The sequence below is a fragment of the Candidatus Propionivibrio aalborgensis genome, from assembly GCF_900089945.1.
GTDB classification, from domain to species: domain Bacteria; phylum Pseudomonadota; class Gammaproteobacteria; order Burkholderiales; family Rhodocyclaceae; genus Propionivibrio; species Propionivibrio aalborgensis.
Map to the genome: position 1 here is coordinate 1 of NZ_FLQY01000161.1, position 5,787 is coordinate 5,787.

The window sequence follows — 5,787 nt, forward strand, 5'->3', positions numbered from 1 at the left end:
GACTTCGAGCGATTGACAAGAACACTTGGCTGCCTTCCACAAAGCGCCTACTGCCGAATTCGCGCAGGTCATCAGTCACTCCGGATCATCACCTTCCGAATAAACCGGCGTATTCTTGGGACCGTGCCGTTGGCTGATGTCATAGTCCGAATCAGTCAGTCGGCATCAACGACACGTTGATCAACGCGAATTCAAAAGGTGTACGCCATGCCTCAGTCTTTCACCGGACGTCTGCAGCACCTCGTGTTTCTCCTGGTTCTCTTCGTGGCGGCCCTGCACAGCGCCTGGGCGGCAAAGCCGGAGCAATTGCCGGCGCTGAATATCGACGTCCGCGAAACCTCGATTTCGGGCCTTTCTTCCGGGGCCTTCATGTCGGTGCAGTTTCAGGTGGTCTATTCGTCGATCGTCAAGGGTGCGGGCATCGTGGCCGGAGGCCCGTATTTTTGCAGCCAGGGCAGTCCATTACGAGCGACCACCCAATGCTCGTGCACTCTCGATCCTGCTCATGATCTTTGCAGCGTGTCGTCTAACAGCACCAATGTGTCGACATTGGTCAGCGACACCCGCCAATTTGCGGCCCAAGGGTTGATCGACGATCCGGCCAATCTGTCCCGCCAACGCGTTCTCATCGTTTCCGGCGAAAAGGACGAAACGGTGCCGCCTCAGGTGGCCGCGCAGCTGTCCGACTACTACGGCCAACTGGCCGTACGCGCGTCGAATCGATCCGAAGTGCGACTGAGCAAGGCGGCGCACACGATGCCGACCGTGAACTACGGCAAGGATTGCGGGGTGGCCGAATCGCCCTACCTCGGCAAATGCCATTACGATACCGCCAAGGCCATTCTCGAATGGGTGTATGGGCCGCTGAAGAAGCCACAACAAGGCCAGGCTCTCGGCCGCTTCATGCAGTTCGACCAGCGCGGCTATTTACCCAAGGATCGCTTCACGTGGACCACCGGCATGGACAATACCGGCTGGGCTTACATACCCGAAGCCTGTGAGCGGGGCGAAGCCTGTCGTTTGCATGTCGTCCTGCATGGCTGCAGACAGGGTCAGAGTTATCTTCCCCTGAGGCCAGTATCAGGCGGTGGCCTGTATTACGGCACGACCTTCGTGCGCAACGCCGGTTACAACCGTTGGGCGGAGAGCAACCGCATCGTCGTGCTCTACCCGCAGGCTGTCTCGATCCCAGGTATCAACCCCAACGGATGTTGGGATTGGTGGGGCTATACCGGAGCGGACTTCCCCACCAAGGATGGTGTGCAGCTGAAAGCAATTCGCGCCATGGTCGACCGGATCACGTCCGGTCGACCCTAAGGCCTCTCCCCAATTGACTGCTCGATTGCGTTGCCGCGTTGTGGGTCGTCGAATCGATGACTAAGCCGCCCGCCCAGCGCTTAGCGCTGCCTCTGCCGCCAGTGCCGCAGTCACGCTGGGGCGGCCGGCAACCCGTTCGCTGAAGGCGGCAAGCGCTGGCCACTCCTTGATGTCGATTCCGACCCACTGACACCAGCCGAGCACGGTGTATAGGTAGCCGTCGGCCACGGTAAATTGCTCGCCCATCAGGTAAGGGTGCGAAGCCAGATAGCTGGCGAGAAATCCGAATCGGTTCGCCAGATTCCTCAGCGCGATGCTCTTGTAGTCGGCCGGTGTCTCTGGATTGAACAGCGGGCTAAAGCCTTTGTGCACTTCCGAATTGATGAAGCCAAGCCATTCCTGCAACTGGTAGCGCTCCAGCGTCCCAGCGCCGGGGGCAAGGCCGGATTCGGGCTTGAGGTCGGCGATGTATTGAACGATGGCCGGGCCTTCCGTCAGGCGAACGCCGTTGTCGAGTTCAAGAACGGGGACGTAGCCCTTGGGGTTGATTGCCGAGAAATCACTGCCGTCGGCAACGAGTCGCCGTTTCTTGATGTCGACCTGGATAAGTTCGGCAGTGATACCGGCTTCGCGAAGGGCAATATGCGGTGAAAATGAGCAGGTTCCGGGGGCATAGTAGAGTTTCATGGGTGACTCCTTGGGTTGATCTCAGTGGATTAGTGTTGGCGACTTTGGCGCGGTCTAACGATCCCGCGTTGGATTGCACTTTAAGCGTCCCAAATAGAAGAATAAACAGGGGTAAAATTGATTCTGTGTTGCAGTTTGCGGGATAATAAACTCACGCTTTTTGGGAGTAAGTATTGGATAAATTTGATGCCATGCGCGTTTTCTGCTCGGTGATCGAGGCGGGTGGCTTTGCCGCTGCAGCCGATCAACTGGGCATCTCGACCTCTGCCGTGTCGCGCCAGGTCGCGCAACTGGAGGCGCATCTCAATGTGCGACTGCTTAACCGTACGACGCGACGGATGAGTCCGACCGATGAGGGATTCGCCTATTTTGAGCGCTGCACGCAACTCCTGGCCGACATCGAAGAAACCGAGGCCAGCGTTGCCGGCGAAGCGCGTCGACCACGTGGCCGTTTGCGTCTCACTGCGCCAATTACGCTCGGTGTTCTGCGTTTGGCGCCGGCATTCGCCGCATTTTCGCAGCGCTACCCCGAAATCACATTGGATATCGTTCTTTCGGACAATGTGTCCGATTTCACCGAAGAGGGGCTGGACATGGCGGTCCGTGTCGGACGGATTGGGAGCGAAAACGTCGTGGCGCGCCACATCGGTGAAACCGCTTTGCTGATTGCCGCCGCTCCGGCGTATCTCGAGCGGGCGGGTACGCCAGTGACGCCGGACGACTTGACCCGGCACTCATGCTTTACCTACGCCTTCTCGGCTACCGGCAATCACTGGGAGTTCGTTGATGGAAACGGTGACCCGCTCAGCGTGCGCATCGGCGGCCCGATCAAGGCCAATAGCGGCATGCTGCTCGCCGAGATGGCGGTGGCTGGCAGCGGCGTCGTGTACGGCCCTTGCTTTATCCTGTTGCCGTTGATCGAACGTGGTCTGCTGGTCCGCCTGCTACCTGACTGGGCCACCCGGCGCCTGCCGATTCATGTCGTCTATCCGACCCGGCGACACCTGTCGGCCAGGGTGCAAGCGATGACGAGCTTCCTCACAGAGTGGTTTGAAAAGCCGCAAGTTGAAGCAACTGCATAGACCGCAGTTGGCTTCCCAAGATATTCGATTGCTTGGCCGTAACAACTCGACCTGTCATGACGTTCAGTTGGCCTGTAAGGTGCGCAGCAATTTCTTTGCTTCGTCGGTAGTCTTGGGCGAATGGGGATCTATCGCTCGATTCAATGCTTCCCGGGCATCCGCCGTTCGTTTGAGATCAAGGAGGATGATCCCGTAATGGAGCTGAAATTCAGATGAATTTGGTTCGATTTTCGTTGCGCGCTGGAGTGATTCTGCGGCGGCGGGTAGATCTCCCGCGGCACGCTGCGCCCAGCCCAACGTATCGAGGAAAGGAGCTGAGTCCGGCGCAAGCGATACCGCCTTTTTCGCCGCTTCGACGGCCTTCTCCGGCGTAACCCCCTGCTGCACCATCATCCATGCCAGATTGTTATAAGCCAGCGGGTTCTTGTCATTGAGTTCGATGGCTTTGGTGTAGGCTGCCCGTGCTTTGTCCCATTGCTGCGTGCTCTGGTAGGCGTCACCCAGCTTGACACGCACCTCTGAAGACTTCGGTGCAACCCGAAGCGCATCATTAAGTTGGCGGATCGCTTCCGGCCATTTGCCTTGTCGCGCCAACGCATCGCTACGGTCAAGCATCAATGGAACGAAGTTCGGTTGCCGTTTAAGCCCGAGATCAAAGGATTTCAGGGCTTTATCCGTGTCACCTGCCTCAAGATAGAGGCGTCCGGCGGCGCGCAGGGGTGCGGGATCGCGTGGCGCCAGCTCGGCTGCTTTTTCAAAAGCTTTCAGGGCATCGTCCCGGCGACCGAGCATTGCGGACGCGACACCATAAGAGTACACCGCGAACTTGTTGCCCGGCTCCAACGCTACGGCCGCCGCGAAGGAATCGGCGGCATCACTTCGACGCGAGGTATCTCGCAGGTACAGGTCACCCAGTTCCAGAAGCGGCGGGACCGCCTTGGGGTTGAGATCACGTGCCAGTTTGAACGAAGCCTCGGCCTGCTCGAACTGTTTTGTACCAAGATAAAAGCGTCCCCAGGCGAGATGTACTTCAGCCGCTTTGGGCGCGGCAGCATCGGCCTGTTTGAGATACGTTTCGGCTTGGCTCCGGTTGCCTTGCCTTAGTGCGATATCCGCCAGGCCGATTAGTGCTGGAGCGAATTTCGCATCCCGCTTCAAGGCCGCCAGATAATGCGATTGAGCAAGGTCGTTTTTCCCCTTGAGTTGGGCTTCGATTCCCTTGCGAAACTCGATGTTGGCTGATTTTTCGGGGCTTTTTGGCTCGCTGGAAGGAAGCACGCTTTTCCTGGGCTCAGATGGAATTGCGTACGCAGATGTCCCCGCTAATGTCCCATAGATTGACGCGACAACGGAGATCAGCCTGGCTAGGCTCATAAAGCTGTTGATATAAAAACGCATCGTTTCCTTTCTGAAACAGGAAAACCCCTGCCGAAATCTATCGGCAGGGGTTGAAGGGTGGAACGAACGTATGGATCAGCCGCGCTTGGCTTTGCGTCGCAGACCGCTAAGTCCGGCCAGCGCCAGACCGACCAGAGCCAGCGAGCCCGGCTCGGGAACTTGAGTATCGGGCGGTGGCTGGTTGACACCACCTTTGCCTGTTACCTGTACCACAGCAAGGAAGATGTTGTCGTCGAAGCTAGGGTTCTTCGTGTCGATCTGGATCGTCGTATCGCCAGCGGTGATGTAAGGCACCAGATTGTAACGCTCATGATCTTCAGTATAGATTGGATTGTTCGGCGAGAACGGATCGTCAAAACCGCCGACAGTGATCAATTGGCCGTTACTGGTACTCCCGACGCCGTCATCGTTGTTGCCGGCATTCTCCGTCATCGTAACGCCATTGACCTCGACCGTCGATTTTTGATCACAGCAACTGAAACCGATGCCCAGCGCCAACTCGGCCTGGAAGCCTGGAGCAGCGGGATTAAGCGGGGTAGCAAAATTGATCGCCGTTGTATCACCAGCCTGCACCGAGAACCCGTCGAGAATTCCGATCGTCGAGATACCGAGTGATGGGTGAGAATAGACAACGACGAGGGCTTCACCGTCCTGGGCCGATGAGGTTTCGGTCACGGTGAAGTCGTATACCCCACCGATACCGCCGTCGATGATCGGCTTAACAATGCTGGTTACGTCGGCCCTTCCCGCTTCCAAGCCACCCGTAGCCCCCAAGGCAGTGTAGGAGACGGTATTGCCGTTGAAGGTGCCGCCAGCGCCAGCAAAGCCGAAATGTGTCGACGTGTAAAGATAAGCAGCCAGAACCGTCGAACCTGCCGGGACTGACGCAGAAATGGTGCCGGTCTGAGTTGTCGAGCCAAAACCATCGGACGAGTAGCCGTAAGTGCCGACGTATTGTTGAAACGCAGTCAGCGAAGCGTGTGCGCTCCCAGCCGCAAGCAAACCAGCCGCAGCCAATGTTGTACAAATAACGTTAAATTTCTTCATTCCTTCCTCCATTACTCAAACTAAGTGTTTGACCAGAGATCAAACTCAAGCTGTCCCAAAGCAGAAAAACTGATTTTTAGCCTTGGTAAGCACCGTGAACCGAACTAAACCTGCGTGTGAAAGGTAAAAGCACATCTTGTGCCATAAAACAATTTATGCGTTTAATCAATTAGTTGCAAGTAATCTTGTTTTCTTAGTCAAGTCCGAAATCTGCTGTAAATATTCTTCGATCCGATCAATGACGAATGGTTTCAGC

At 56.9% G+C, this 5,787-nt stretch carries 5 protein-coding genes; 2 read left to right on the plus strand and 3 right to left on the minus strand.

The features are described from left to right. Nucleotides 1–207 precede the first annotated feature (207 nt). Nucleotides 208–1,317, plus strand: coding sequence for an extracellular catalytic domain type 2 short-chain-length polyhydroxyalkanoate depolymerase (locus tag PROAA_RS08940; RefSeq protein WP_186411016.1), 1,110 nt, complete (start codon nt 208–210; stop codon nt 1,315–1,317). 60 nt (nt 1,318–1,377) lie between these two features. Here the strand turns inward: PROAA_RS08940 and gstA are convergent, their stop codons facing one another. After that, nucleotides 1,378–2,004, minus strand: a complete 627-nt coding sequence (gstA, locus tag PROAA_RS08945) for a glutathione transferase GstA (protein ID WP_186411017.1) — start codon at nt 2,002–2,004, stop codon at nt 1,378–1,380. A gap of 173 nt (nt 2,005–2,177) precedes the next feature. Here gstA and PROAA_RS08950 point away from each other — a divergent pair, with 173 nt between their 5' ends. Further along, nucleotides 2,178–3,086 carry a LysR family transcriptional regulator gene (locus PROAA_RS08950; RefSeq protein ID WP_186411018.1) on the plus strand — a complete coding sequence of 303 codons (909 nt, stop codon included), beginning with the start codon at nt 2,178–2,180 and terminating at the stop codon, nt 3,084–3,086. A 63-nt stretch (nt 3,087–3,149) separates the two neighbouring features. On the opposite strand, the gene PROAA_RS08955 is transcribed toward PROAA_RS08950, so the two are convergent. Together PROAA_RS08955 and PROAA_RS19105 are read right to left on the minus strand one after the other, a co-directional pair. After that, nucleotides 3,150–4,364 carry a tetratricopeptide repeat protein gene (locus PROAA_RS08955; protein WP_186411019.1) on the minus strand — a complete coding sequence of 405 codons (1,215 nt, stop codon included), beginning with the start codon at nt 4,362–4,364 and terminating at the stop codon, nt 3,150–3,152. Nucleotides 4,365–4,559: 195 nt separating this feature from the next. After that, nucleotides 4,560–5,531, minus strand: a complete 972-nt coding sequence (locus tag PROAA_RS19105) for a PEP-CTERM sorting domain-containing protein (protein ID WP_186411020.1) — start codon at nt 5,529–5,531, stop codon at nt 4,560–4,562. Nucleotides 5,532–5,787 lie beyond the last annotated feature (256 nt).